We start from the raw sequence: 25,887 nt of genomic DNA on the forward strand, positions 1-25,887 counted from the left end.
TCCTCCATTTCCTTTCAGTACGGAATCGATCGGCGTCAGACGTGATAGACGTCGAGCACCTGGCGGATGTAGTCGTTCTTCAGCGCGATCTTCTTGTACGAGATCAGCAGGTCGTCGCCGACCCTGCGCAGCGTGACGAACATCGTGCCGAAGAAGTGATCGGTGACCCGGTAGCGGTGGTTGAGTGTGTGGAAGTTGTAGCGCACGTCGACCTCGTCGCCGCGCTCGGCCAGCACCTCCACATTGGTGACGTTGTGGCCGGTGCGCGGCTCCGGCGTCGAAGCGCTGCTGCGCTCGGTCTTGATGCGGAACACGCGATCCTCCAGACCGCCCCGGTCGGGGTAGTACATCAGCGAGATCTGGCGCTCGTGATCGTCGGTCAAGCGGTCGTCGTCGTCCCAGGCCGGCATCCAGTAGGTGACGTCCTCGGTATAGCAGGCCAGCCATGCGTCCCACTCGCGATCGTCGAGCAGGCGTGCCTCGCGGTACAGCGCGGCGCAGATGGTGCGGTAGTCGAAGCTCATGACAAGGCCTCCTCGCGTTCCGTCTTCAGGGCGTTGCGCATGACCCGCACCCAGTATTCGTGCTGGCACACGAACAGCCCTTCGTCCTCGCTGCGTTCGCCCGAGATGAGCGGCTTCAGCCCCATCTTCCTGGCGTTCTCGTCCGGCCCCTCGACCCACAGCGGGGCACCGCGCGACAGGTCGTTCCACATCGCCGTGGTGCCCGCGTAGCCGGCCTGGCAGGCCCGGAACTCTTCGAGGTCGTCCGCGGTGCCCATGCCGGACACGTTGAAGAAGTCCTCGTACTGGCGGATGCGGGTGGCGCGGTCGGCTTCGCTTTCCCCCTTCGGCGCGAAGCAGAAAATCGTGACTTCCGTCTTGTCCACGCTGAGCGGGCGCACGACGCGGATCTGCGTGCTGAACTGGTCCATCAGGAACACGTTCGGATACAGGCACAGGTTGCGCGTCTGGTTGACGATGAATTCCGCGCTGACCTCGCCCACGCGCGCCCGGATCTCCTCCCGTTGCCGGTAGACCGGCCGCACCTCCGGGTTCATCGTCCGGGTCCACAGCAGGATGTGGCCGTGCTCGAAGCCGTAGACGCCGGCGACCGACTTGCTCCAGCTGTTCGCATCGACAGCCTTGGTGCCCTCTTCCTTGCGCCGCCCCATCGTCGCCGCATAGTTCCAGTGCACGGTGCTGACGTGATAGCCGTCGCAACCGTTTTCCATCTGCATCTTCCAGTTGCCCTCGTAGATATACGAGGAGCTGCCGCGCAGCACTTCGAGACCCTGCGGCGCCTGGTCGACGATCTGGTCGATGATCACGCGTGCTTCGCCGAGGTATTCCTCGAGCGGCTGCACGTCATCGCTGAGGCTGCCGAACAGGAAGCCGCGGTAATTCTGGAAGCGGGCGACCTTCTTGAGGTCGTGCGAGCCGTGCGTGTTGAACTGCACCGGATACTCGGTCGTCTTCTCGTCCTTCACCTTCAGCAGCTTGCCGGTGTTGGAGAAGGTCCAGCCGTGGAACGGGCAGGTGAAGCTGCCCTTGTTGCCGTGCTTGCGGCGGCACAGCATCGCGCCCTTGTGCGCGCAGGCATTGATGACCGCGTGCAGCTCGCCGGTCTTGTCGCGCGTGATGACGATCGGCTGCCGGCCGATCCACGTCGTGTAGTAGTCGTTGTTGTCCGGGACCTGGCTCTCATGCGCCAGGTACACCCAGTTGCGCTCGAAGATGTGCTTCATCTCCAGTTCGAACAGGTCCGGGTGGGTGAAGATGTCGCGGCGGCAGCGGAATACACCGGCCTGCCTGTCGTCCTGCACGGCGGCAGACAGCAGATGCTCCAGTTGCTTGGCTTTTTCGATGATGGCGGACATGGTTCCTCCTCCTATGCGCACCCCAAGCCCTGCATGGAGTTCCTGCATCGGTGTCGAATGATTCTCGCGGGGGGGATCCGGGCGGCGGCGCCAGCGCGCCGCCCGGCCTGGCCGTATCGCGCGCCAGCGGCGATACGGTGGGTCGCAGCGGTCAGGCCGCTGCGGATGCGCGCAGGCGATGGACGATCTGGTTGTCCTTGCCCTCGAGCAGCGGCGTCAGGACGATGTCGAACTCGATGTCCTGGTAGGCATCGGCCTTCATGCCCAGCGCTGTGCCACCGGTCTTGCCGACCACGTGCGGGATCAGCTCTTCGCGGGTGGCGTAGGCGAAGTCGTCCCAGATCAGCGGGTCGCCCTCGATGTTGAACTGCGTCGTCAGCTTGCGGTGCGCCTCGCTGGTGACGAAGAAGTGCACGTGTGCCGGACGGCTGCCATGCCGGCCGAGGCCGTCCAGCAGCTGCTGCGTGGCACCTTGCGGCGGGCAGCCGTAGCCCACCGGCATCAGCGTGCGGAATTCGTACTTGCCGTCAGCGCCCGTGCGGACCGCGCCGCGCAGGTTGAAGTCAGTCTGCGCGCCGGTCGGGTCGAAGTGCGAATAGAAGCCCTTCGAGTTCGCGTGCCAGCATTCGACCACCGCACCGGCGACCGGCTTGCCGTCGGTGCCGGTGACGGTGCCGCGGATGACGAGGGGGCCCGCGTCCGCGTCGGCATCGAGGTCGATGCGCGACACGCCTTCGCGCACCGGCGCGCCGGCCACGTACAGCGGGCCCTCGATGGTGCGCGGGGTGCCGCCATCGAGGCCGGCCGCCTTGTCGGCGGCGTCCATGCGGATGTCGAGGTACTTCTCGAGGCCGAGGCCGGCCGCGAGCAGCGCCGCTTCCCCGTCCTGGCCCAGCTTGTTCAGGTAGTTGACACCGGCCCAGACTTCATCGGGCGTGATGTCGAGATCGTCGATGGCCTTGAACAGGTCGCTCAGCAGGCGGTGGACGATCTGCTGGCAGCGGGCGCTGCCCTTGTCGCCGCCGAGATTGGACGCCGCTTTCAGCAGATCCTGCACTTCCTGGGTATCGAATACTTTGACGCTCATGGTCGGTGTCTCCACTTGTGTTGGGGGAAAACATGGCTCGGGGCATGCTCCTCCCCGAACGAGCCGCCTTTCGCCGGCTCAAGGCCCGTCGCCGCGGGCCGGCGACGGCTGGCGACACCACGGTGTCACCGGAATCTTCTTGCGCGCGAACGGGATCAGCGGGTCACCTTGGTCAGCCCGTCGCGGGTGAATCGCCGGACCTTGTCTTCGTCCAGCTCGATGCCGAGGCCGGGGCCGTCAGGCACGGTCAGTTCGAAGTCGCTGTAGTCCAGCGGCTTCGCCAGGATCTCTTCGGTGATCAGCAACGGCCCGAACAGTTCGGTGCCCCACTGCAGGTTGGCGAAGCTCGCGAACAGGTGCGCGGAGGCGACCGTGCTGAACGCCCCTTCGAGCATGGTGCCGCCATACAGCTCGATGCCGGCCGCATCGGCGATCGCGGCGACGCGCTGCGCGGCGAAGAGCCCGCCGTTCTGTTCGATCTTGATCGCGAAGACATCGGCGCCATGGTGCCGCGCGATGTCGAAGGCACTCTCCGGTCCCTGCAGGATCTCGTCGGCCATCAGCGCGACGGGGTAGCGGCGCATCAGGCGCGCCAGTGCCGCGGCGGAGGCGACCGGCTGCTCGACCAGCTCGCAGCCGGCGTCGGCCAGGGCCGGAATCGCCTGCGCCGCCTGCGTCTCGCTCCAGGCCATGTTCACGTCCACGCGCACCGCCGCGCGCTCGCCGAGCGCCTGCTTGATGGCGGCGACATGGCGGATATCCGCATCGATCGCCTTGGCGCCGATCTTCAGCTTGAAGACCTTGTGCCGGCGCTCGGCCAGCATGCGCTCGGCCTCGTCGATATCGCGCGCGGTATCTCCGGAGGCCAGCGTCCATGCCACCGGCAGGCGCTCACGGCGGCGGCCGCCGAGCAGTTCGCTCACCGGCACGCCCAGCCGCTTGCCATGCGCATCGAGCAGCGCCGTCTCGAGCGCGCTCTTGGCGAAGTGATTGACCTTCACCAGCTTGCCGACGAAGTCCATCAGCGCCTGGATGCGCGTCGCGTCCCGGCCGATCATGGCCGGCGCGAAGTAGGTGTCGATCGCGAGCTTCATCGCCTCGGGACTTTCCGGGCCATACGCCATGCCGGCGATGGTGGTGCCTTCGCCGATACCCGTCACGCCGTCGCTGCACACCACCGTCACCAGCATCAGCGTCTGGCCGTGCATGGTCGCCACCGAAAGCTTGTGCGGGCGGATTGTCGGCAGGTCGACGAGCCGGGTTTCGATGCGTTCGATGGTGATCGGAGTCATGGGGCACGCTGCATGGGGAAGGTTCATGGAATGGTTTTATACGCGCCGGCCGGATCGAGCGTCCAATACTTTTGGACACCCGTTTTCATACCTGCCGAGCATAAAGTCCGGAGCAGATCCCCGAGAATTGCCGGGTTTCGATACCCGTCATGACAGTCGTACCCGGCTGAGAGCCATGCAGGCTCTAGGAAAGCCGTGCCACGTGGCAAGGCTTGCGGAAGGCCGGGACGCCAGCGGCCGCGCGCGCGCCAACGGCGGCCGATCGAGCCATCGATAGCCGGTACTCAGGGTTTTCCTGATGGCGATGTGACGCATCGCGGCAGGCGTCAGCCCGCCCTTCCGCCGCCCTTCCGCCGCTCTTCCGCCGCCCTTTCTCCGCCCTTCCGCCCGGCCTGCCTCGCCAGCGCGGAGACGAGCCGCCTGCCTCACTCAGCGCGCATCGAAGCGCGCCGCCAGCCGCTGCTCGCGGAAGGCCTGCACGATGTATTCGATGAACACCTGCGTGCTGCGCGGCAGCAGCTTCTTGTGCGGGTAGTAGAGCGACAGCGGACCGAAGTCCGTGTACCAGCCCGGCAGCAGCCGCACCAGGCGGCCTTCCTGCAGCCAGCGCGCGGCATGGGGCAGCGGCAGCAGCGCCACGCCGTAGCCCAGCATGGCCGCGTGGGCCATGGCGTCCGGGTCGTCGAAGACCAGGCGTGTGCGGCATTCGGCCTGCACCTGCCGGCCGGCCCGGTCGTGCAGCACCCAGGCGCGCAAGCGGCCGGTGGAGCCGGAGCGGCGCACGATGCCGTCGTGCTGTGCCAGCTCGGCGGGATGCGACGGGGCGGCATGGGTCGACAGGTAGGCGGGCGCGGCGGCGACCACGCCGTGCACCTGGGCCAGCTGGCGGGCGATCACCCCCTGCGTGAGTTCGATGCCGCCGCCGATGGCGGCGTCGAAGCCGCCCTGGATCAGGTCGGCCGGCCGGTTGTCGAACTGCCAGTCCGGCACGATGGCCGGATAGCGCTGCAGGAAGCCGCCCAGCATCGGCACCAGGTAATCGCGCCCGAAAGCCACCGCCACGCTGACGCGCAGCGTGCCGGAGGGCTCGCCGTCCTGCTGCGCGGCATGGGCGATGGCGTCCTGCAGGTCGGCGAACGGTTCGCCCACGCTCTGCAGGAACTGCCTGCCGCCCTCGGTCAGGGTCAGGCTGCGCGTGCTGCGCTGGAACAAGCGCAGGCCGAGCTGGGATTCCAGCCGCGCCACGTTCTTGCTGACCGCGGCCGGCGTCAGGCCGAGACGGCGCGCCGCTTCCGAGAAGCTGCCGGCATGCGCGGACTGGATGAAGGACTCGAGCAGGTTGAGGGCTTCCATGGGTAGACAGCGGCTCCGGCCAGGCCGGTTCGGACCGGCCCCAGCCTGATACCAGCAGTTGAAAGTAATGATCCGGATTATCGCCTACCGCACAGGGAATCGGCCGGACATACTGGCTCTACACCGGAACCACGCCGGAACCTCATCGGCAACCAAAACCGCAACCGCAACCGCAAGGAGCCCACATCATGTCAACTCCCTTCCAAGCCAAGATCGCCTTCGTCACCGGCGGCGCCCGCGGCATCGGCGCCGCCATCGTGCGCCGCCTGGCGCGCGACGGCGCCACCGTCGCCTTCACTTACCGCGAATCCGGCGCCGCTGCCCGCGCGCTGGCCGCGGAGATCGAAGCGCAGGGCGGCCGCGCGCTGGCCATCCAGGCCGATGCCGGCGACGCCGCCGCGCTCGCGCAGGCCATCGACGACACCGCCGCGCGCTTCGGCCGCATCGACATCCTGGTCAACAACGCCGGCGTGCTGCGCCTGGGTGCGCTCGACAGCTTCACGCTGGAAGACTTCGACCGCACGCTGGAAGTGAACGTGCGCGCCGTCTTCGTCGCCGCCAAGGCGGTGCTGCCGCACATGGGCCAGGGCGGCCGCATCATCAACATCGGCAGCTGCAACGCCGACCGCATGCCCTTCGCCGGCGGCGGCGCCTATGCCATGAGCAAGTCGGCGCTGAAAGGCCTGGTGCAGGGCCTGGCGCGCGACCTGGGCCCCAGGGGCATCACCATCAACAACGTGCAGCCCGGCCCGACCGACACCAATATGAATCCGCAGACGGGCGACTTCGCCGAGTCCCTGCACGGCCTGATGGCGCTGCCGCGCCATGCGCATGCCGACGAGATCGCCGGCATGGTGGCCTACGTGGCCAGCGCGGAGGCGGGCTTCGTCACCGGCGCCAGCCTGACCATCGACGGCGGCTTCAACGCCTGAACCCGGGGCGGGAGGCCGCCGGGCAGCCGGCGATGCCGCAGGGCATCGCCGGTGCCATGTCATCAGCACGTCATTTGCATCACGGAAGATACATTGAGACACATCTCAGACACATTCGACCGTGACACGCACTCTTCCCCGCCAGGCCGGCGCCTACTCGCTGGCCCTGCTCTCGACCCTGTTCACCCTGGCCGCCTGCGGCGGCGATGACAACGGCCAGCCGGCCACCCCGCAGGCCACCGCGCCGCAGCCGGCCGCCGAGGCCAAGCCGCTGTCGCTGACCATCCTGCACGTCAACGACCACCACTCCCACCTCGATCCGGAGTCGGTCAAGCTCAACCTGCTGACCGCCAACGGCAAGCGCGAGGCCATCGACGTGGAATACGGCGGCTTCGCCCGCGTGACCGCCGCCATCCAGTCGCTGGCCGGCGCCTCGCGCAATGTATTGAAGATCCACGCCGGCGATGCCGTGACCGGCGACCTGTACTTCAACCTCAGCAACGGCAAGGCCGATGCCGAGATGATGAACACCGTCTGTTTCGATTCGTTCACGCTGGGCAACCACGAGTTCGACAACACCGACAGCGGCCTCAAGACCTTCATCAACTACCTGCACGCCGGCAGCTGCAAGACGCCGGTGCTGAGCGCCAACGTCAAGTTCGCGTCGAGTTCGGCACTGGCCGGCGGCCCGGTCAAGGCCTCGACGGTGGTGGAGCGCGACGGCCAGAAGATCGGCATCGTCGGCCTGACCATCGCCGACAAGACCAAGAACTCGTCCCGTCCCGATGCCGGCACCACCTTCGACAACGAAGCGGTGGCGGCCCAGGCCGAGATCAACCGCCTGCGCGCCCAGGGCATCAACAAGATCGTGGTGGCCTCGCACGTCGGCTACACCGGCGAGCTGGCACTGGCCAAGCAGCTCAGCGGCGTGGACGTGATCGTCGGCGCCGATTCGCACACCCTGCTCGGCCCCAAGGAGCGCATGCAGACAGTGGGCCTGACGCCGGAGGGAGACTACCCCACGCGCGTGACCGACAAGGACGGCAAGCCCGTCTGCGTGGTGCAGGCCTGGCAGTACAGCTACGTGGTGGGCGAACTGAAGGTGGACTTCGACAAGAACGGCGACGTCAGCGATTGCCAGGGCACTCCGCATGTGCTGATCGGCAGCACCTTCAAGCGCGGCGCCACCCCGGTGAGCGACGCCGAAGCCGCGCTGATCCGCCAGGACATCGCCGCCAGCGGCGTGCTGCGCATGACCACGCCCGATGCCGCCGCGGCCGCGAAGCTGGCCACCTACAAGACGGAGAAGGACGCGCTCGGCCAGAAGGTGGTCGCGCTGGCGCCGGCCAACCTGTGCCTGCGCCGCGTGCCCGGCAGCAAGCGCGATGCCACCCGCTCGACGCTGGGCGACGTCTGCAACAAGGACGCCAACGTGATCGCCCACGGCGGCGACGTGCAGCAGCTCGTGGCCCAGGCCTTCCTGGAACGCGGCAAGGCCTTCTTCAATGCCGACATCTCGATCCAGAACGGCGGCGGCGTGCGCATCGACCTGCCGGCCGGCAATGTCACCGTGGGCAATATCTACAGCGTGCTGCCGTTCAAGAACACGCTGGTGCAGCTCAAGATGACCGGCGCCGAGGTCAAGGCCACGCTGGAAGACGCGATCGCGGCGGTGGTCGCCAACAACACCGGCTCCTACCCCTACACCGGTGGCCTGCGCTGGAACGCGGACCTGAACCAGCCGGCCGGCTCGCGCCTGAGCCAGCTCGAGGTCAAGACCGCCTCCGGCTACGTGCCGCTGGACCCGGCCAAGACCTACAGCGTGGTCACCATCAACTTCCTCGCCGACGGCCAGGACGGCTACACCACGATGAAGAGCGTGACCGGCGCGCGCCGCACCGAGGTGGGCCTCGACTACGCCGAAGCCTTCCTGACCTATGTGGACGGCCTGCCCGGCACCAGCAAGCAGCTCAACAAGCTGCCGGTGGCGGACTACAGCACGCAGGTATTCACCGATACGCCCTGATCCGGGATCCGCGCGTCAGTGCGCGGACCGCGGCGGCCTGCCAGTGCCGCCGCCTGGCCCTGGCTCTGGCCAGGGTCTTTTTTTGCCTGATTTTTGCCTGATTCTTGCCTGATCCCGGCGGAGACCGCGCCCCGCGGCGCCTCCGCGCCAACCCGCGAAACCTGCAGTCATGGAAAAAACCACCCCCAAGCGTCCCGACCTCGTCGCCGCCGACGGCACCGTCGCGCCAGGCCTCCCCGCCGCGCCCGACGCGCGCCGCCGCAACCTGCTCAAGGCCGGGCTGAGCGCCTCCCTGCTGCCGGTCGGCGGCAGCGCGCTGCTGGCCGCCTGCGCCGGCGGCGATGACAACGCCACCACGGCAGCGCCCGCAGGCGGTGCCGGCACCACGCCGCCGGGACCACAAACGCCGCAGGCGATCTCCAGCTTCGCGCTGGCGGTGCTGCCGGACACGCAGTTCTATGCACGCTATGCCACCGTGGCCGAGAACCGCCAGTTCTCGCGCAAGTTCGGCAGCGAACCCTTCCGCGCCCAGACCCAGTGGGTGGCCGACAACGCCGCCGGCCTCAACATCCCCTTCCTGGTCCACCTGGGCGACGTGGTCGACCAGCAGGGCAAGGAAGCGCAGTGGATGGTGGCCGACGCGGCCATGCAGATCCTCGAGAACGCCAAGGTGCCGTACTCCATCCTGGCCGGCAACCACGATGTGATCTCCGACCAGGACTATGTCACCCCCGCCAGCCAGGACAGCGGCACCGACCAGCAGCGCGACCTGTCGCGCGAGCCCTACCTGCAATGGTTCGGCACCGCGCGCGCGAAGCGGCAGGCCACTTTCGGCGGGCGCGATCCCAGCGGCTTCCACGAGTACCACGTGTTCATCGCCGAGGGCCAGCAGTTCCTGGTGCTGTCGCTGTCCTGGCGCATCTCCGACGCGGGGCTGGCCTGGGCCAACCAGGTGCTCCGGGACCATCCCACGCTGCCGGCGATCCTGGTCAACCACCAGTTGCTCAATATCGACAAGGACGGCGTCAGCCCGCTCGAAGTGCCCTACGGGAACATGCTGTGGAACAAGCTGATCCAGAACAACGACCAGATCTTCATGACGCTGAACGGCCACTACCACGGTGCCGCGCGCCTGACCAAGACCAATGCCTACGGCAATGCGGTGGAGCAGATGGTGGTCGATTACCAGATGGCCTACCAGGGCGGCAACGGCCTGATGCGGCTGTACGAGTTCGACCTGAGCAACAACCAGATCCGGGTGCTGTCGTTCTCGCCCTGGGTGCCGCAGAAGCCCAAGGACACGCTGAACGCCTTCGACCAGGCCGTGCTGACCGCGCCCAATGAGCAGTTCACCATCCGGATGGACTTCGCCAAGCGCTTCGCGCGCTTCAACCAGGGCTTCCAGGCCGGCAAGCCGCGCCATACCTCCCTGGTCGACAAAGCGCGCGCACTGGTGCTGGCGGGCTACACCGACCCGGCCGTGGCGGCACAGAAGCCGGCCGCCGATAGCGAAGACTATCCGCACGTGGCCGGCACGCTGGCGCATTGGCGCTTCTTCGGCGGCACCGACGGCCAGGTCGTCAAGGTCGGCGAAGTGGTGGCCGACCAGGCCGGCGCCAACCCGGTCCGCCGCGCGCCGCTCAACGTCGACGGCGTGGCCGGCGCGCAGCTCGACGACCTGGTCTGGTCCAGCGACCGCCATCACCTGTCGGCGGCGCCGGGCTCGGTGCAGTTCCGCAATACCGACAAGAACACACCGCGCCTGAGCTACTTCCTCACCGATGCCGCCGCGCCCATCAACGCCGAGACGCTGGCCAACGGCTACACCGTGGAGGCCTTCGTCAAGCTCGACAAGAGCTGGAGCGCCGGCAAGCACGCCTGGATGAACATCATGACCCGCGACGGCAAGCGCGGCGACCTGCCGGGCTTCGTCGGCGGCGACCCGGAATCGCCGCCGATGCTGTTCGCCGTCTCCAGCCTGCGCGAGATCCAGTGGGAAGTGGTGCCGGTGCAGGCCGGCAACCGCGACGCCAGGACCAACTGGTCCGGCGAGATCATCGCGGACAAGTGGGTGCACGTCGCCATCGTCAGCGACAACAGCAGCAAGGAGACGCTGCTCTACATCGAAGGCGCGCCGGTGCTGCGCAACACCAGCAACGCCACCGGTGTCGACACGCTCGGCGCGGCCATGCCCTGGGTCATCGGCGGCGGCTCGTGGGACGGCAGCCGCGCGGACGGCTTCTTCGGCAGCATCGGCGAGATCCGCGTGGTCGGCAAGCCGCTGAAGCCGGCCGAATGGCTCACGGCGCGGCGCGGCTGAGTACGAAGCGGGCAGGCTGCAGAGCAGGCTATGCAGCCCCTCGTCCGCCAGCTCGCGCCGGCGCCGCACCGCGGCTTGCAGGCGTCCGCTGCCGGTGGCGGACTACCCCGACTCGCGCGTCACTGTGCCTGCAAATAGGCTGCGACGGCTTGTGCCTGCTCGACGCTGAGTTGATGTGCTACCGCGCTCATTACTGGCGCGTTACCCCGGGCACCGCTGCGGAATACCTCGATCTGGCGAACGAGATAGGACTGATGCTGTCCGGCCAGGCGTGGAAACAAGCTATTGCCCTGGGCCTGGGCACCGTGGCAAGTAGCGCAGGGGGGGACACCCTTGTCCGGCAGGCCCTGTTCGAAAATGGCTTTCCCTTTGGCCATGATCTCAGTCTCGCCCGCACCACCCGGCGGCGCCTTCTGGCTGGCGTAGTAGTCACCTAGAGCACGAATAGTGTCGTCATCCAGTTGCGAGGCGATTCCCCACATATAGGAGCGAGCATCGGTCTCGCCTCGCTCATGGTGGCGGAATCCCTTGAGCTGCGCCTGGATATACTCGGATGTTTGCCCGTCGAGCCGCGGGAACATGGGCGATTCGCTGTGACCGTGCACGCCATGGCAGGCTGCGCATAACTGCGAGGCAAGCTTCGCGCCATCTGCCGCGCACGTCACCGGGATCGTCAGCACGGCAGTGGCCACGCCGAGCACGACAGCTCTTGACAGGCGAACGACGCAGATATGGCTCATGCTCTCCTCATCGTCAGGAAGAATCGCCTTCGCGCTAATCGGTTAGAACGCGAACCAGGCCAGTAAATAGAGGGTGTTGTTGTCCTGGGCATTCCTGCCATTGCCGTCATAGTTGGCATGCGCCCCATTGAATTTGAGAAACCAGGTGTACTGCAATGCCAGTTTGACCTGCGGGTGGGGCAGATAGTCCAGCTCAAAGATCAGCCCGCGCGAATCCGGATAGCCATTGGCGCTGCCTGTCACCGGCGCTGGTGCGTAAAGACCGGGGTCGGCGTTTCCAGTCGTGGAAAAGTACGCCAGGGTACCCCCGTACTTGCGCTGGTACATATAGGAAGCCCTGGCCTTGAACGTCGTGAGATGGTCTGTCGGATTGGCCGGGGTCGGACCGGCACCGATACCACCACTGGGGAAACTCGCGCGCCAGTTTTGTTTTTCGTAGATCCATGCGGCCTGCGCTGTAAAGGCGTGCGGCAGGGTCAGGTACTGATACTGCGCGTCGAGTGCGTAATCGCTGAAGCGGTCTGTCGGCGTACCCGGCAAGGTGTTATCCGGATAGCGATCCGCGATCATGCCAAAGGTGCCGAGCATCAGGGAATTGGCGCCCCATTCGTGGTTGTAGGCGAGACGCCAATACGGGCTTGCGCCGCTCAGGCGCGCCACCCCTCCGGGGGTGTTGATGTCCTGCCCGGTCCGGAAGACGGAGAGCGCTCCGTCAGCCGTGCGGTAGAAGCCGAATTCGGCATAGACGCTGCGTTGCCAGAAGGCATAGGCGGCAAGACCCGCAACCTGCTGTGCCAGCCCGCCATCAATCAGCGTACTCGCGGCGGGCGTGACGGAGACGCTGCTCGACGCGAATGGAAAGCCAAACGCCGGCGTGCTGTTCCACACGTCTGACACGGTGGGGTTGTTATTGACTGTGACGCCGTAAATGAAATCAATATCGTTTTCAGCCAGGTGCCATGCCGCCCGGATATCGGTATTGTCAAGCGCGGCGCGGTGGGCGATGCCATCATAAGTCCATTGTGTGAATGTGCCCACGTGATCGAAGATGCGGCCTGCCAGGAAAACGCTTGCCTGCTGCAGCGCGAGATCGTCATTGCGAACGAAGTCGAAATTAGCCTGATCGACAGTTCGGGACGATGTTCTTGAAACCTGAACCATCGCGGAGAGCGGGATAGTCCGATTGTTCGACAGGGTATAGCCGGTCAGCTTGAAGAACCGCCCGAATGGCGTGAGCTCCGGGAAGTTGACGTGGCAAGCGACACAGGCCATGCCGGTCTGGCGGGCGAAGGCCGGTACTGCCATGCCACTCTGAGGAAGCGCGGCGATTAGGAGTGCAAATGCAGCGCCGAAGGCAATCCAATACCTCGCACGAGCTTTCATCCCGGGCCTCCCGACTAATCCGATCCCCAGCCTGCAATTTTTTTAACTATATCGGATCGGACTTGGATGGGATGGTCATCCATGCGGCTTAGTTCAAATTGCTGGCGGGGTCCTGCGAAGGGTATTCCCGAAACCACGAAGCTATCCGATCACTTGCAAGGGTGGCTAGTCGTGCTTCATGGATGTCGCGGAAAGAACGAGTCTTCTCTGGCCGGAACGGCCACTGAAGATCCGCCGCGAGCGCGGGAGTTCACCAAGCATGCCACCGCTGCGCAGCGCACAGGACAGCGGTATCCATGCGCCTGCCCCGGACCGGAACGCAGCGCTCGATCATCGTCCCCCCGACCATCCCGCCAGGCATCTGCGCGGTCACGTCGGCCTTGTCATGCGCAAGGCGCTCCAGCTCGACCGCAACGCATGCCAACGCATGCCAACGCTTGCCCATGGCATGTGCAGGTTACGTAAGCTGCCCACGCCTTCTCGGCAGATATCATTTCTTCGTCACATTTGGCAGGTAGATTTTCATTCGAATACAAATCATGAGCGAATGAACAAATGGGCCTGAACCGACGACAGCGAGACATCCTCGACTGGCTGCACGAAGTGGACCGGCTGACCACGGAGCAACTGGCCGACCGCTTCAACGTGAGCAGCCAGACGATCCGTCGCGACATCAACGACCTCGATGAGCAAGGCCTGGTCAGGCGCGTGCATGGCGGGCTGAGCCTGCCGACCCACCAGCACAACCAGAGCTTCCTGCAGCGAAGCAATGTCCAGGTCGAACGCAAGCGCCGTATCGCGCAGGCGGCTGCCGGTCTCATGCAGGACGACGCGACCGTCTTTCTCGGCTATGGCACCACGGTGGCGGAGTTCGCGCGAGCCCTGCCTCCGGACCGGCCGCTGCGCGTGGTGACGAACAACATGGATGCGGTACGGGTTCTGGCCGACAAGCCTGGGATAGAGACCTGGGTGACCGGCGGCAGGCTGCGGCCCGCCGACCGCGATGTGATGGGGAGCGCCACGCTCGATTTCCTGCGCAAGTTCCGCGCGCATTTCGCCGTCTTCGGCGTAGGCGCCGTCAGCGCCGACGGCACCCTCTACGAATTCCAGCCCGACGAAGCGGAACTGTCGCAGGTCCTCCTCACGCATAGCCACCGCAGGCTGCTGCTTGCCGATAGCGGCAAGTTCCTGCGTGAGGCGCCCTGCAGGGTGGCGAGCCTCGAACAGGTCGACCACTTCTTCACGGACGCCGACGCCCCCGCCGACCTGCAAGCGCTGTGCGAGCGCGCGGGCGTGGAGATGCACCTCTGCTGAGCGCCATGGCATGCCGGGCGAGATCGACGACTCGCGTCACGACATGCCCGCGTAGCCCGACATAGCCGATGCAAACGCCCTCGCGCGGCATCGGCGAGAACTCCTGAAGCGTACCGGAACAGTCTTTCCCTCGCAGCCGAGCCTGCTCCAGGGACGCCCCGCTGTTGTCGCAAGACCCGTGCATGGCGACAACTCGATTGACCACGAAGCCCATCGCAACGATCCGCGCTCGGACTGCAACTGACCCATCTCATGACTAGACCGATCCCTACACATCAAGAAACAGGCCGATCCATGCTGGGCATTGGTGCGCTGTGCATCGTGCTGCTGCTGGGCGGCTGCGGCGGCGGCGACAACCCGACGGCGCCCCCTTCCCCGGGCAACCCCGGAAACACCGGCGACGTGACTCCGGCGGCCTGCACCACGACGCACTGCGCGCCGGTACCTTGACCGCGGTACGCCCAGCCTTGTCCGAGCCACCCACCATCGTTCATCCGGTATGACCTTCAATCCTTCCAAGCGCAAGTTCCTGCGCTCCTCCCTCGGCACCGCCGCCGCCATCGCGACGCTCTCTTCCTTCCCGCCAAGCATCCGGCGCGCGCTGGCCATCGAGGCCAACAACGCCACCGGCACCATCCAGGACGTCAAGTACGTGGTGATGGTGATGCTGGAGAACCGCTCGTTCGACAGCTATTTCGGCACGCACAAGGGCATGCGCGGCTACGGAGACCGCTTCCCGGTTCCCTCGGCGAATGCCCCCAGCATCTTCTACCAGTCCTACGGGGCCAGCACGCTCATCCCCTATCACCTCGACGGGAACGCAGGCAACGCACAGCGTGCCGGCGGCACGCCGCACACGTGGAACGATGCGCAGGCCGCCTGGGACCATGGCCGGATGGCGGCCTGGCCGAACGCGAAGACGCCGCTCTCGATGGGCTACTACGACACCGCGGAAGTGCCGTTCCAGCGCGCGCTCGCCGATGCCTTCACGGCATGCGATGCCTATCACTGCGGCATGCACACCGGCACGATCCCCAACCGCCTGTTCTACTGGACCGGCACCAATGGACCGAGCGGACTGGACCCGGACACCAACGCGCCCGTGGGGGTCGCCGCGCTGGTCAATGAGTTCAACGGCGGCAACGACATCGGAGCCTCCACCTCCGGCTGGACATGGACCACCTACGCCGATCGCCTGGAACGCGCGGGCGTCAGCTGGAAGGTCTATCAAAGCCTGATCGACAACTTCGGCTGCAATGAAATGATGGGCTTCCGCCATTGGCGCAAGGCCATCGAGCAGATGCCCTCGACGCGCCGGCCGGTGTATGTAGCGACAGAAAGCCTGGCGCAGTCGCCGACGGCCGCCGGACCCGCCTACAACCCCGATATCGACGATGCACTGAGCCCGCTGGCCAAGGGTTTCGGCAACACCATGCCGGAAGGCCTGCTCGAGACGTTCCGCAACGACATCCAGAACGGCACGCTCCCGTCGGTCTCCTGGATCATTCCTCCGTCGCAATACAGCGAGCACCCGGGGCCCTCCAGCCCGGCGCAGGGCGGCTGGTACGTGCAACAGATCCTGGACGCCCTGACCGCGAATCCGGAAATCTGGAGCCAGACCGTGCTGCTGGTCAACTATGACGAGAACGACGGCTTCTTCGACCACCTGCCTCCGCCGAGCGCGCCGTCGCGCAATCCGGATGGCACGCTCGCGGGCGGCAGCACGCTGTCGGACAGCGATATGGCGCCCGAGTACCACACGTACACGCCCGCCACGAGCAAGCAGCCGGCGGCAGACGGCCGCCCGTATGGCCCGGGTCCGCGCGTGCCGATGCTCGTGATTTCTCCGTGGAGCCGCGGCGGGTTCGTCAACTCGCAGATCTGCGATCACACATCGACGCTGATGTTCCTCGAGAAACGCTTTGGCGTCATCGAGCCCCAGATCAGCAATTACCGCCGCGCCGTCTGCGGCGACCTCACCTCGTGCTTCGACTTCGTCAACCCGAATGCCGCCCTGGTGCCGGATCTGCCGGGCCGCACCACCAAGGTCGGCGTCGACGCCCTGGCGATCGCGCAGAGCGCGAAGTCCGCCATTGCCGTGCCTGGCGCCACGCCCGATTCCGCCCTGCCCGCCCAGGCAGCCGGCACGCGGCCGTCGCGCGCGCTGCCCTACGAACTGCACACCACCATGCATCCGAATGCACAGGCGGGTGCTGTCACGCTGGAATTCGTCAACGCCAGCACCGGCGGCGTGGGCGCGCTGTTCCATGTCTATGACAAGCTGCACCTGGACCTCATCCCGCGCCGCTACCTGGTCGAAGCCAACAAGTCGCTGAGCGGCAGCTGGACACTTCCCGTTGCCGACCACGGCAGGTACCACCTCTGGGTGCTTGGCCCCAATGGCTACCACCGCGAGTTCGTCGGCGACCTGAGCGAGACGACGGGCGCGGTGAATCCGGAGATCCAGGTCTGCTACCAACCGTGCGACAACGCCTCGGTGAGCGTCAAGCTGCACAACCGGGGCAACCAGCCCTGCACCTTCACCGTCGCCGCGAACGCGTATCACACGGACGGCCCGTGGTCGCTCTCGGTGGCACCGAACTCGGTGGGCGAACTGAGCTGGCCGGTGGCCAACAGCGGCAACTGGTACGACTTCAGCGTCAGCACCAGCGTATCGCCGACGTTCAAGCGCCGCTTCGCCGGCCGGATCGAAACCGGCAAGGACTCCGTCTCGGACCCGGCCATGGGCATGGGCGCATAGCGACGATGCCCGGCCGGCCCGCCGCCCATGCCGCGGCGGGCCGGCCTTGCGCCCCACGACGGACTCCAAGGTCTCCCATCTTCCCCTATTGGCTATTCCACGACATGACCATCCACAGCAATGCATTGCGCGCGGGCGCCGGCCCGCAGACGCCGGCCGCGGCGCACGGGTGCGCCGACCACGCCGCCACCGCGCGCCAACGCCCGGCACCCCGTCGCCGGCCGCTGGCCCGGCTCGCCGGTTCCCTGGCCCTGGCCGGGCTGATCGGCGGCGCCCTGACGGCTTGCGGCAGCAGCGACGACAAGACCGCCTCCGCCGAGTTGCCTGTGCCCGGCACCGGCACTCCCTCGGCGTCCACGACCACCTTGGCCAGGCGCACGCTGCTCGTCGATCTTGACGGTGTCACTTACGACGCCTTGCGCCAGGGCATCGCCTCGGGCCAGTTGCCGAATCTCGCCAGACTCCAGCCGCAGCTCGCCTACAGCGGCGGCGTACTCAACGACGTGAGCCAGCAGCCGAACCTGGATGCACCCGGATGGGCGACCCTGCTGACGGGCACCTGGGCGAGCCGGCATCGGATCTTCGCGATCGCGCCCGGCCAGAAGCCCGCCGTGCCGACCCTGTTCAGCCTGGCCAAGGCATCCGGCACGAGCCGGACAGGGGCGGCGGTCGCCTCGGCACCGCTGGCGACCCTGCTGGCGCCCGATCATGCCGCGGGCGCGCTGGACACGCTGGCCAGCTGCGCCCAGGACGCCACCCCGGACGACTGCGTCACGCGCAATGCCATCCAGATGATAGGCAGGGGCGACTACGCGACCGTCGTCGCCCAGTACCATTCCGCCGAGGACGTGGCGCTGAACGATGGCCTGGCTTCGTCTCAATACGCGCAGGCGCTTGCCCGACTGGACGCGGCGGTCGGCACGCTCCTGTCGGAAACGGCGAAGCATGCCGACAGCCAGTGGCTGGTGGTCGTGGCCTCGAGCCACGGCCTGAATGCCAACGGCCGCGCCGACGGGTTGCCCGAGGTGCCGCAGTCGGCCGCGTTCATCGCCGTCAACCAGGACGAGAACAATGGCCAGCGGGGATCGACCCCGGCGCTGCCGGCAACCGTCGCCGGGTTGTATCGGTACGCCAGCATCGCGGACGTGACCCCCACGATCCTCGCCCATCTGAACAAGACGCCGGCCAATCCGGACTACGCGATGGACGGCGCCCAGTTGATCGGCGCGCAACCCCCGACGCTTGCCGTCCAGATTGCCGAGGACAACACGACGCGGGCCCGGGCCGTGCTGGCCTGGAGCGCGCCCGCGAGCGCGGCCATCACGCTCATGCGCGATGGCAAGGAGATCGCCAAGCTGCCCGCAGGCACGACGACGTACACCGACCCGCTCGCCGACCGGGCCGAACTGCAGACCGGCAAATACCGCTTCAGCTATGCCGTGATCGCTGGCACGGCGGCCCGCGCCGTGCTCACGCCTCAGATTTCGTACATCAAGGCGCAACCCCCTGTCCCCCTCGCCGCCACCCTGGTCAACGGGCTGACGGTCTACTACCCCTTCGGTCAGGACCCGCAACTGACGGCGCCGGTCGATGCGCTCGGCCACAGCACGATGGGACCGTGGGCGGCCGATGCCAATGGCGGCGCCATGACCGCCGACCCGCTGGGCGGCCATGGCCTGTTCATCGATACCAATATCGCGAATGCCGCCGGCTACGACGGTTACCGGCTGACACCGCAATCCTCTTCGCAGGACGTGGTGAACAGCGCGGTGGCCAGCGGTGGCGCCTTCTCCATCGGCTTCTGGTACAAGGCTCCGGCGTGCAGCACCAACACGGTCGGCGAGCCCATCTTCAGCAACAAGACGGGCTACGCTACCAGCGGCGGCACCGCGGGCATCATCATCAGCATGTTCGGATGCGGCGCGGAGTTCAACGTCGCGGACGGCTCCCACCGCACCGACACCAACAGCCCGTACATCCCCTTCAGCGAGAACCAGTGGGTGTACTTCGCGCTGGTGGTCGATGTCGGCGGCAAGACCATGTCGGGCTATGTGTTCGATCCCATCCTGGGCAGCCAATCGCAGACCCATGCATTCGCCGCCGGCATGGTTGCCGCGGCACTGGCCGGCGTGAACCAGTCGAGCGAAGTCGGCTTCGGCCTGGGCGAGGATGGAACCGGCAAGTTCTACATGGCCAAGAACGGGCAGAAGGCCGGCTCCTACAATCCCAGCCTCGCCACGACAGACAAGCCCATGCAGATGGCCTTCTCTGACCTGGCGATGTGGAACCGCGCCTTGACGCAGGATGAGCTGAGCTCGATCTTCCTGTCGCAGAAGCCGCTGTCCGGCTTGCTGGCGAAGTAGGCGGAATCCGGCGCACGCGGGCGGACCTGGCCTTCCAGGCCGCCCGTCCGCACGGCGGCGCCTAAGCGGATGCCGCCCCCAGCGAGCGCACGCACTCGTCCACGCTGAGGTCGTGCAGCGACTCGCGCGGCAGGGCCGGAGAGGCGGCACGGATCAGCACGTCGAGCACGGGCGGCTTCAGGCGCACCAGCAGCAGGCGCTGGCCGTCGGCGGCCACCTGCGCCGCGAACACTTCCAGCGCCTCGATGGTCGAGCCGTCGATGTCGGGCGACTCCTCCAGGCTGAAGATCAGCGTATGCAGCCCCTCGTCGGCCGCCTGGCGCAGGTGCCGCACCGCGGCCAGCATGCGCTCGACGTTGGCGAAGAACATCGGTGCCTCCGGCCGCACGATCAGCACGCCGGGCAGGCGCTGCGCCTCCGGGTGGGCGGCGATATCGACATAGTCGTGGCCGCCGTCGAGCCGCCCGAGCTGGCTCACGCGCGGCTCGGAGAAGCTGCGCAGCGTCAGCGCCAGGCTGACGCCGATCGCCACCAGCAGCCCGTCCAGCACGCCCAGCAGCAGTACCGCGGCGCAGGCCGCGATCACCAGCAGGCGGTCGCGCCGCCAGGCCCAGTAGGGCCGGAACACGGCCGGCCGCAGCGTATGGCTGACGGCATGGATGACGATGGCGGCCAGCACGGCCTCGGGCGTCAGCGCGAGTTGCGGCAGCAGCAGCGCGACGATCAGCGCGATGACGGCGGCCGCGCACCAGCCGGCCAGGCGCGACTGCGCGCCGGCGGCTTCGTTGGCGGAAGTGGCGGAGAAACCCGCGCCGACCGGCGCGCCGTGCAGCACGCCCGAGCCGAGGTTGGCCAGGCCGAGCGCGATCAGGTCGCGGTCGGGCTGGGTGCTGTCGCCGTGCTTGAGCGCGAAGCTGCGGATGGAACTGTAGGACTCGGCGTACAGGATCAGCACCAGCGCGATCGCCAGCTCGCCCAGGCGCAGCCACTGCGCGCGCGGCAGGTCGGGCAGGCCGAGGCGGAGGTCGGCCAGGTCGATGGCGCCGACCTGGCCGATGCCGAAGTGCTTCAGGTCGGTGGCATAGGCCGCGGCGACGCCGAGCACGATCACCACCATCGGCCCCGGCACCCGGCGCCAGCGCGCCAGCGCGAACAGCACCAGCAGCGCCGCCAGGCAGGCGGCGAGGGCGTTGAGGTTCCACGCCGGCAGTACCTGCAGGAATTCGTAGCAGAAGCGCGGCAGGTCGTTGTGCGCCGGGTGGACGCCGGCCACCCCGGCGACCTGCTTCAGGATGATGGTGATGGCCAGCCCGAAGGTGAAACCGCGCAGCACCGGCTTGGCGATGAAATCGGTGATGCCGCCCAGGCGCGCCAGCCCGGCCAGTATCAGGAACACGCCGGCCAGCGCCACCAGCGCGGCGCCCAGCGCGAGCCGCTGGCCGGCATCGGCGCCGCTCATGGACAAGGTCGCCGCGGCCAGCACCGCCGCCGAGGACGAGGTGGCCGAGACCACCGCGAAGCGGCTGGTGCCGACGATGCCGTAAGCCACCAGGCCGACCAGCAGCCCGATCAGGCCGGCTTGCGCCGGCAGGTTGGCGATGCCGGCATAGGCCACCGCCTCGGGCAGCAGCAGGCCGGCGATCGAACAGCCCGCCACCACGTCGCGGCCGATGCGCTGGCCGCGCGTCAGCGCGCCATCATCGGCCGGCCCGGAGCTGTCGGGCGGGCGGCTGGAAGCAGGGGCGGCGGGTGCATGGTCCATGGCAGCAAAGAGCGTAGCGTCGTCGATCCGCCCATTCTGCCAACAACCGGCGCCGCGAGAAAGCCGCGCACGGCGGCGCCGGCGCACGCTGCGCGCGTGCCGCCACGCAGGCCTCCCCGCTCCAGGCATGATGCGGCGCGGCATGCCGCCCGCCGGCGCCGGCCTGGCCGCTTACCTCAGCCGAGCGGAATCTCGAAGATCCACTTGAAGGTCCAGCGGTCGGTCGCGCGCGTCAGGCCACGGCCGATGCCGAAATTGAAGACGAAGGGCTTGCGATCGACGTCGAAGGCCAGGTAGACGCTGTGCTGCTCCTGGTGCAGCGGCAGCGGATGGTTGACCGGCCCGAGGTCGGCGTAGTACTCGACCCCCGCAGCCAGTCCGCGCGCCATGGTGCGCGCCACCTTGACGCCCGGCGCGGCGTCCGGCACACCGCTGCGGGCGGTGCCGGACAGGTTCCAGTCCAGCACCGGATTGACCGCCCACAGCCAGCGCGCGTCCTGGTGGCCATAGATGGGGCGCAGTTCGAGTGCGTTCTGCGAGGCCTCGAAACGCGGGCCCACATGGGCCAGTTCGACGTTGATGCCGCCGAAGCTGCCGACACCGTCCTGCGGCTGCAGCGGCATCCACTTGACGCGCAGCTTGGGGCCGGTGACATAGAAGGTGTTGTCGCGCGTCAGCGTGGTGGGGATGTAGAAACCGAACTCCACGGTACGCGTCAGGCCGTAGGAAAACTCGGCGGTATAGCGCCAGCCATGCGGCGTAGTGACCTCGCCCGGATAGCTGGGCGTGCCGATGCCGCTGGGCGTGGTATTGACGTGCAACTCCAGGCCGAGCTGGCCTGGGGCATTGATGTCGCCGGTGTAGACCTGGATCTCGTCGGGCAGCACTGCGCGGGCCGATGGCGGGAACATCGCCAGCGCCAGCACGATCGCGATGACCAGCGCCACCTGCGGAGGCGGCAAGCGTCGGCGCAATCCTGGCTGCGGGCATGTCGGCGGCATCGTGCGTCCCCTGTCTCTTTCATCGCAGCATAGGACAGGACGGCGCGCCGCCACGCAATAACCCCGTGCGGCGAATCCGAACGCGCGTGACTCGCATTCGCATTCTTGCGCGCCCCGGCCACCGCAGGTGGCGACAGCCGGGGCACCGGCGGGACGCCCGCGCGGGCGTCCCGCATCCCGCTTACAGCGCGCGGGCCACCAGCGTGGTGCTGCCGGCGCTGCCGGTCACGGTGCCGACCACACCGTTGACCAGGCCCGTGACCGGCGCCAGGGTGCTGCCCAGCACGGGCACGTTGCCCAGTGCACCGGTCGCGGTCTTCACCACGCCGCCGACTGCCGCCAGCGGGTTGCCGGCATTGCTGCCTGCCGCGCCGGCCACGGTACCCACCACGCCGTTGACCACATTGGTCACCGGAGCGATGGCGCTGCCCAGCACCGGCACATTGCCCAGCGCGCCGGTGGCGGTGCCGACCAGGCCCGTCACCGCGGCCAGCGGGTTGCCCGCATTGCCGCCGGCGGCGCCGGCCACGGTGCCGAGCGCGCCATTGACCGCGCCCGTCACCGGCGCCAGCGCGCTGCCCAGCACCGGCACATTGCCCAGTGCGCCGGTGGCGGTGCCGACCAGGCCCGTCACCGCGGCCAGCGGGTTGCCGGCATTGCCGCCGGCCGTGCCGGCCACGGTGCCGAGCACGCCATTGACCGCGCCATTGACCGCGCCCGTCACCGGCGCCAGCGCGCTGCCCGCCACGGGTACGTTGCCGAGTGCGCCGGTCGCGGTGCTCAGCACGCTGGTGATCGGCGTGATAGGCAGGCCGCCGGAGCCGCTGGCGGCGCCGCTGACGGCGCTGACCACGGAGGCGACCGCGCCGGTGACCGGGGCCGCGGCGCTGCCCAGCACCGGTACGCTGCCCAGCGCGCCGCTGGCAGTGCCGACCACGCCCGTCACCGGCGCCAGCACGTCGCCGACCGGCAGCGCCGGCAGCGAGACGGACTGCGCTTGTGCCGCATTGACCCAAACCGATGCTGCGAAGGCGAGGCCGGCCACCTTCCAGCACGATTGCAGCTTGTTCATGTACTAGTCCTTTTTCGATGAGTTGTCGTCGCGCGGCGGCACCATGCCGCTGCGTCTCCGAGATGCCGGCGGCCGGTCCGCAGCGGGTAGCGGGCCGGGCCGGTCGGCGTGCGGACAGCGCAGGAGACGTGCCAGCCCATGCCCGCGTGCCGGCCGCCGGTGGGCGGCGACGCGCGCACGGCATCCGGCCGAGGCCGACGGCCGAAAAATCAAGGACTTGGCGCGGGAAGGCGGCGGCGGGGCAGGCGACGCCACGGGCGGCGTGCGCGCCCCGGCAGGGCGGAATCGATGTGGCGTGTAACGTTACGCAGAAACATTTTCGTTACGGCGCACGCCAGGATTGGCGCTGCGGCCGGCGGCACCGGAGCGGGCCGCAGCGTGCGCGGACGGACGGCGCGAGCGGAGTGTGCAGAACGCGCCCCGCACCCTACGTGCCCAGCCCGTGGCGACGAAGGCGTCGAACACGCCGCACCATAGATCGAAGCCGGCAAAGGCGAAACGCATCCGGCCCTCCTTCCTTGTCACGATTGCGCCGTTGCCGGCCCAGGCAGGCATGCTAGCCAGTCGGGGCGCGGCGCAAGGGCCGAACTGGACGGCACTCCGTGCCTATTTAAGCGGCCGTAACCGAGCGGTAACGGCGCGTAAGACAGCGCCACGCCGGACTGCCGCATGGCGCACAGGCAGGTACATGGCGGATACAAAGGCGGGCGTCCGCCCGATCCCGGCTGCCGGCGCACAGGCGGCAGGTTGGCGGCGCCCGGGGGCGCAGCAAGCTTTCCTGTTTTTCCAGATCAAATTGGAAACAATGCCTGCCTTGTTGCTCATACGATAGCGTGGTTTGCTGGAAACAGCCCCACCGCCATCGACCCGCCCCTGCCCCCATGCCGCGCCCGATCACCGCCACCATCCACCTCCCCGCCCTCGCCTCCAACCTCGCTGCCGCCCGCCGCGCGGCGCCCGCCTCGCGCGTCTGGGCGGTGATCAAGGCCGACGCCTACGGGCACGGCATCGAGCGCGCCTATCCGGCGCTGCGCGCGGCCGACGGCTTCGCCCTGCTCGAACCCGCCGAGGCGGCGCGGCTGCGCGCGCTGGGCTGGAACAAACCCATCCTGCTGCTGGAAGGCTTCTTCGACGCCGCCGACGTGGACCGGCTGGGCGAGCTCGGCCTGAGCACGACGGTGCATGACGAGGCCCAGTTGCGCCTGCTGGAGGACGCTTCGCGCGCGCGCCGCCTTGCCCCGCGCTCGCTCGACGTCTGCCTGAAGCTGAACACCGGCATGAACCGCCTGGGCTTCGACCCGGCCGGCTACGGTGCCGCCTGGCGGCGCCTGCAGGCCATCGAGGCGGTGCGCTCGGTCACGCACATGACCCACTTCTCGGACGCCGACGGCGACAAGAGCATCGCCGCGCAGATGGCGGTCTTCCACGCGGCCACGCACGGGCTGCCGGGCGCCGCCTGCGTGGCGAACTCGGCCGGCACGCTGTGGCATGCCGGCAGCCGCATGGACTGGGTGCGGGCCGGCATCATGCTCTACGGCGCCTCGCCCGCCGGGCGCTGGGAGGACGTGGCCGCGCAGGGCCTGCAGCCCGCCATGACCCTGAGCAGCCGCATCCTGGCCGTGCGCGACGTGCCGGCCGGCGAGGCGGTCGGCTACGGCTCGCACTACGTCGCGCCCGCGCGGCGCCGCATCGGCGTGGTGGCCTGCGGCTATGCCGACGGCTACCCGCGCACGGCGTCCTCGCACGCCGGGCACTTCGCCCCGGTATGGGTCGACGGGGTCGAGAGCCGCACGGTCGGGCGCGTCTCCATGGACATGCTCGCGGTCGACCTGAGCGACTGCCCGGCGGCCGGCGTCGGCACGCCGGTGGAACTGTGGGGACGGCACGTGCCGATCGACCGCGTGGCGGCGGCCGCCGGCACGCTCGGCTACGAGCTGATGTGCGCGGTCGCCCCGCGCGTGCCGGTGATGGTGGAAGCCCTGCCGGCACCGGCCGAAGAGAACGCCGGGATGGCCCTGGCCGGCTGAATCCGGCTGGCCACGCCCGTCCGGCGCGGAGAGTGGCGTCCGGCGCGGGGAGTGGCGGGAGTGGCGGGCACGGCTAGAACACGCCCAGCGCCAGCCCCGCCGCCAGGCCCGCGCCCAGCTCCGCGCAGCGCGCCAGGTCATCGGCCTCGACGGTCTTGGGCGCGAGGATGCGCTCGGGCGTCTGCGCATGGGTGCAGACGATGAGCCCGGCAGCGACGCTCTTGAGACGCCAACCGGTGGCGATGCGGTCGATCTGGCGCAGCGCGTTCTGGCCGTCGCTGCCGGCGCAGATCATGGCGGCGTAGGGCCGCCCGTTGACGCGGTCGAGCGCCGCGTAATAGCAGCGGTCGAAAAAATCCTTCATCAGGCCCGACATGGCGGCGAGGTTCTCCGGCGTGGCGAACAGGTAGCCGTCGGCCGCCAGCACATCCTCGGCCACGGTGTCCTGCGCGCGCTGCAGCCTGACCTCGACACCGGCCTGCGCGCGCGCCGCCGCGGCCGCCGCCTCGGCCATCTGCCGGGTGCCTCCCGTCATCGTGTGGTAGATGATCAGCAGCGTCTTCATGTGCGCCCGC

19 protein-coding genes are annotated in these 25,887 nt (G+C 68.2%); 8 read left to right on the forward strand and 11 right to left on the reverse strand.

The features are described from left to right. Nucleotides 1–35 precede the first annotated feature (35 nt). The 5 genes from benB to BKK80_RS33100 all read right to left on the reverse strand — a co-directional run bounded on the left by benB (nt 36) and on the right by BKK80_RS33100 (nt 5,611). Nucleotides 36–524: a benzoate 1,2-dioxygenase small subunit gene (benB, locus tag BKK80_RS33080; RefSeq protein ID WP_071072904.1), complete on the reverse strand. Its 489-nt coding sequence runs from the start codon at nt 522–524 to the stop codon at nt 36–38. Then, nucleotides 521–1,879: a Rieske 2Fe-2S domain-containing protein gene (locus BKK80_RS33085; protein WP_071018061.1), complete on the reverse strand. Its 1,359-nt coding sequence runs from the start codon at nt 1,877–1,879 to the stop codon at nt 521–523. Before BKK80_RS33085 ends, benB begins: the two co-directional genes overlap by 4 nt. A gap of 151 nt (nt 1,880–2,030) precedes the next feature. Then, a complete protein-coding gene (catA, locus tag BKK80_RS33090) occupies nt 2,031–2,966 on the reverse strand; it encodes a catechol 1,2-dioxygenase (RefSeq protein WP_071018059.1) in 936 nt (311 codons plus the stop codon). Nucleotides 2,967–3,121: 155 nt separating this feature from the next. After that, nucleotides 3,122–4,258, reverse strand: coding sequence for a muconate/chloromuconate family cycloisomerase (locus tag BKK80_RS33095; RefSeq protein WP_071018057.1), 1,137 nt, complete (start codon nt 4,256–4,258; stop codon nt 3,122–3,124). Between the two features lie 429 nt (nt 4,259–4,687). Continuing rightward, the gene (locus tag BKK80_RS33100; protein WP_071072906.1) at nt 4,688–5,611 is read right to left on the reverse strand and encodes a LysR family transcriptional regulator; all 924 of its coding nucleotides are present in this window, start codon (nt 5,609–5,611) and stop codon (nt 4,688–4,690) included. Between the two features lie 188 nt (nt 5,612–5,799). Between BKK80_RS33100 and BKK80_RS33105 the strand changes: the two genes are divergently transcribed. The 3 genes from BKK80_RS33105 to BKK80_RS33115 all read left to right on the forward strand — a co-directional run bounded on the left by BKK80_RS33105 (nt 5,800) and on the right by BKK80_RS33115 (nt 10,889). After that, nucleotides 5,800–6,543 (forward strand): SDR family oxidoreductase, encoded by a 744-nt coding sequence (locus tag BKK80_RS33105; protein ID WP_071072908.1) that lies wholly within the window; start codon nt 5,800–5,802, stop codon nt 6,541–6,543. A gap of 121 nt (nt 6,544–6,664) precedes the next feature. After that, entirely contained in the window at nt 6,665–8,569 is a 1,905-nt protein-coding gene (locus BKK80_RS33110) for a bifunctional metallophosphatase/5'-nucleotidase (RefSeq protein WP_071039061.1), read from the forward strand. A 169-nt stretch (nt 8,570–8,738) separates the two neighbouring features. Beyond that, entirely contained in the window at nt 8,739–10,889 is a 2,151-nt protein-coding gene (locus tag BKK80_RS33115) for a LamG-like jellyroll fold domain-containing protein (RefSeq protein WP_071072910.1), read from the forward strand. A gap of 119 nt (nt 10,890–11,008) precedes the next feature. On the opposite strand, the gene BKK80_RS33120 is transcribed toward BKK80_RS33115, so the two are convergent. Continuing rightward, entirely contained in the window at nt 11,009–11,629 is a 621-nt protein-coding gene (locus BKK80_RS33120; protein ID WP_071018049.1) for a c-type cytochrome, read from the reverse strand. A gap of 42 nt (nt 11,630–11,671) precedes the next feature. Continuing rightward, nucleotides 11,672–12,934 carry a cytochrome C gene (locus BKK80_RS33125; protein ID WP_236903870.1) on the reverse strand — a complete coding sequence of 421 codons (1,263 nt, stop codon included), beginning with the start codon at nt 12,932–12,934 and terminating at the stop codon, nt 11,672–11,674. A 633-nt stretch (nt 12,935–13,567) separates the two neighbouring features. Here BKK80_RS33125 and BKK80_RS33135 point away from each other — a divergent pair. The 4 genes from BKK80_RS33135 to BKK80_RS33145 all read left to right on the forward strand — a co-directional run bounded on the left by BKK80_RS33135 (nt 13,568) and on the right by BKK80_RS33145 (nt 19,450). Next, a complete protein-coding gene (locus tag BKK80_RS33135) occupies nt 13,568–14,326 on the forward strand; it encodes a DeoR/GlpR family DNA-binding transcription regulator (RefSeq protein WP_071039066.1) in 759 nt (252 codons plus the stop codon). A gap of 294 nt (nt 14,327–14,620) precedes the next feature. Further along, nucleotides 14,621–14,776, forward strand: coding sequence for a hypothetical protein (locus tag BKK80_RS37145; protein ID WP_167366700.1), 156 nt, complete (start codon nt 14,621–14,623; stop codon nt 14,774–14,776). A 49-nt stretch (nt 14,777–14,825) separates the two neighbouring features. Then, nucleotides 14,826–17,087, forward strand: coding sequence for a phosphocholine-specific phospholipase C (locus tag BKK80_RS33140; RefSeq protein ID WP_071018042.1), 2,262 nt, complete (start codon nt 14,826–14,828; stop codon nt 17,085–17,087). Nucleotides 17,088–17,191: 104 nt separating this feature from the next. Beyond that, nucleotides 17,192–19,450, forward strand: a complete 2,259-nt coding sequence (locus BKK80_RS33145; RefSeq protein ID WP_236903872.1) for an alkaline phosphatase family protein — start codon at nt 17,192–17,194, stop codon at nt 19,448–19,450. Between the two features lie 61 nt (nt 19,451–19,511). On the opposite strand, the gene BKK80_RS33150 is transcribed toward BKK80_RS33145, so the two are convergent. From BKK80_RS33150 to BKK80_RS33160, 3 genes are all read right to left on the reverse strand, one after another. Then, a complete protein-coding gene (locus BKK80_RS33150; protein WP_071039067.1) occupies nt 19,512–21,212 on the reverse strand; it encodes a SulP family inorganic anion transporter in 1,701 nt (566 codons plus the stop codon). 176 nt (nt 21,213–21,388) lie between these two features. Further along, the gene (locus tag BKK80_RS33155; protein WP_071073513.1) at nt 21,389–22,123 is read right to left on the reverse strand and encodes a hypothetical protein; all 735 of its coding nucleotides are present in this window, start codon (nt 22,121–22,123) and stop codon (nt 21,389–21,391) included. A gap of 271 nt (nt 22,124–22,394) precedes the next feature. After that, complete coding sequence (locus BKK80_RS33160) at nt 22,395–23,285, reverse strand: hypothetical protein (protein WP_071072913.1); 891 nt, start codon at nt 23,283–23,285, stop codon at nt 22,395–22,397. Nucleotides 23,286–24,166: 881 nt separating this feature from the next. Here BKK80_RS33160 and alr point away from each other — a divergent pair. Further along, nucleotides 24,167–25,312 (forward strand): alanine racemase, encoded by a 1,146-nt coding sequence (gene alr, locus BKK80_RS33165; RefSeq protein WP_071072915.1) that lies wholly within the window; start codon nt 24,167–24,169, stop codon nt 25,310–25,312. A 73-nt stretch (nt 25,313–25,385) separates the two neighbouring features. Here the strand turns inward: alr and BKK80_RS33170 are convergent, their stop codons facing one another. Continuing rightward, complete coding sequence (locus tag BKK80_RS33170) at nt 25,386–25,877, reverse strand: flavodoxin family protein (protein WP_071018034.1); 492 nt, start codon at nt 25,875–25,877, stop codon at nt 25,386–25,388. Nucleotides 25,878–25,887: the final 10 nt, after the last annotated feature.

Source organism: Cupriavidus malaysiensis (genome assembly GCF_001854325.1).
Taxonomy (GTDB): domain Bacteria; phylum Pseudomonadota; class Gammaproteobacteria; order Burkholderiales; family Burkholderiaceae; genus Cupriavidus; species Cupriavidus malaysiensis.

Coding starts and splice junctions, on each gene's coding strand:
- benB (WP_071072904.1), bottom strand. CDS start 524: ATGAGCTTCGACTACCGCACCATCTGCGCCGCGCTGTACCGCGAGGCA.
- BKK80_RS33085 (WP_071018061.1), bottom strand. CDS start 1,879: ATGTCCGCCATCATCGAAAAAGCCAAGCAACTGGAGCATCTGCTGTCT.
- catA (WP_071018059.1), bottom strand. CDS start 2,966: ATGAGCGTCAAAGTATTCGATACCCAGGAAGTGCAGGATCTGCTGAAA.
- BKK80_RS33095 (WP_071018057.1), bottom strand. CDS start 4,258: ATGACTCCGATCACCATCGAACGCATCGAAACCCGGCTCGTCGACCTG.
- BKK80_RS33100 (WP_071072906.1), bottom strand. CDS start 5,611: ATGGAAGCCCTCAACCTGCTCGAGTCCTTCATCCAGTCCGCGCATGCC.
- BKK80_RS33105 (WP_071072908.1), top strand. CDS start 5,800: ATGTCAACTCCCTTCCAAGCCAAGATCGCCTTCGTCACCGGCGGCGCC.
- BKK80_RS33115 (WP_071072910.1), top strand. CDS start 8,739: ATGGAAAAAACCACCCCCAAGCGTCCCGACCTCGTCGCCGCCGACGGC.
- BKK80_RS33120 (WP_071018049.1), bottom strand. CDS start 11,629: ATGAGCCATATCTGCGTCGTTCGCCTGTCAAGAGCTGTCGTGCTCGGC.
- BKK80_RS33125 (WP_236903870.1), bottom strand. CDS start 12,934: ATGGCAGTACCGGCCTTCGCCCGCCAGACCGGCATGGCCTGTGTCGCT.
- BKK80_RS33135 (WP_071039066.1), top strand. CDS start 13,568: ATGGGCCTGAACCGACGACAGCGAGACATCCTCGACTGGCTGCACGAA.
- BKK80_RS37145 (WP_167366700.1), top strand. CDS start 14,621: ATGCTGGGCATTGGTGCGCTGTGCATCGTGCTGCTGCTGGGCGGCTGC.
- BKK80_RS33140 (WP_071018042.1), top strand. CDS start 14,826: ATGACCTTCAATCCTTCCAAGCGCAAGTTCCTGCGCTCCTCCCTCGGC.
- BKK80_RS33145 (WP_236903872.1), top strand. CDS start 17,192: ATGACCATCCACAGCAATGCATTGCGCGCGGGCGCCGGCCCGCAGACG.
- BKK80_RS33150 (WP_071039067.1), bottom strand. CDS start 21,212: ATGGACCATGCACCCGCCGCCCCTGCTTCCAGCCGCCCGCCCGACAGC.
- BKK80_RS33155 (WP_071073513.1), bottom strand. CDS start 22,123: ATGTTCCCGCCATCGGCCCGCGCAGTGCTGCCCGACGAGATCCAGGTC.
- BKK80_RS33160 (WP_071072913.1), bottom strand. CDS start 23,285: ATGAACAAGCTGCAATCGTGCTGGAAGGTGGCCGGCCTCGCCTTCGCA.
- alr (WP_071072915.1), top strand. CDS start 24,167: ATGCCGCGCCCGATCACCGCCACCATCCACCTCCCCGCCCTCGCCTCC.
- BKK80_RS33170 (WP_071018034.1), bottom strand. CDS start 25,877: ATGAAGACGCTGCTGATCATCTACCACACGATGACGGGAGGCACCCGG.